Origin of the sequence: Cronobacter sp. HA18003 (assembly GCF_011605905.1) — a bacterium.
GTDB lineage: Bacteria > Pseudomonadota > Gammaproteobacteria > Enterobacterales > Enterobacteriaceae > Cronobacter > Cronobacter sakazakii.
Map to the genome: position 1 here is coordinate 1 of NZ_JAANQO010000019.1, position 652 is coordinate 652.

1 rRNA gene is annotated in these 652 nt (G+C 51.8%); it reads right to left on the reverse strand.

Features of this window, described 5'->3' with window-relative positions:
• Window positions 1-454, reverse strand: a 16S ribosomal RNA gene (locus G6041_RS11180); the annotation flags it as partial.
• Window positions 455-652: the final 198 nt, after the last annotated feature.

Below are 652 nucleotides of genomic sequence, written 5' to 3' on the forward strand. Positions count from 1 at the left end.
CCTTCCTCCCCGCTGAAAGTACTTTACAACCCGAAGGCCTTCTTCATACACGCGGCATGGCTGCATCAGGCTTGCGCCCATTGTGCAATATTCCCCACTGCTGCCTCCCGTAGGAGTCTGGACCGTGTCTCAGTTCCAGTGTGGCTGGTCATCCTCTCAGACCAGCTAGGGATCGTCGCCTAGGTGAGCCGTTACCCCACCTACTAGCTAATCCCATCTGGGCACATCTGATGGCATGAGGCCCGAAGGTCCCCCACTTTGGTCCGTAGACGTTATGCGGTATTAGCTACCGTTTCCAGTAGTTATCCCCCTCCATCAGGCAGTTTCCCAGACATTACTCACCCGTCCGCCACTCGTCAGCAGAGCAGCAAGCTGCTCCCTGTTACCGTTCGACTTGCATGTGTTAGGCCTGCCGCCAGCGTTCAATCTGAGCCATGATCAAACTCTTCAATTAAAAGTCTGATGCTCAAAGAATTAAACTGTTAGTTCGTAATGAATTAACTGTTGTTCACTTGAGACTTGATATTCGTTTATCGTCCGTAGACGTTAAGATATCAGTGCCCCGAGTGCCCACACAGATTGTCTGATAAATTGTTAAAGAGCGGTGCGACGCGGCATTCAGCCTGCTGTCGCGAGGTGGCGTATATTACGC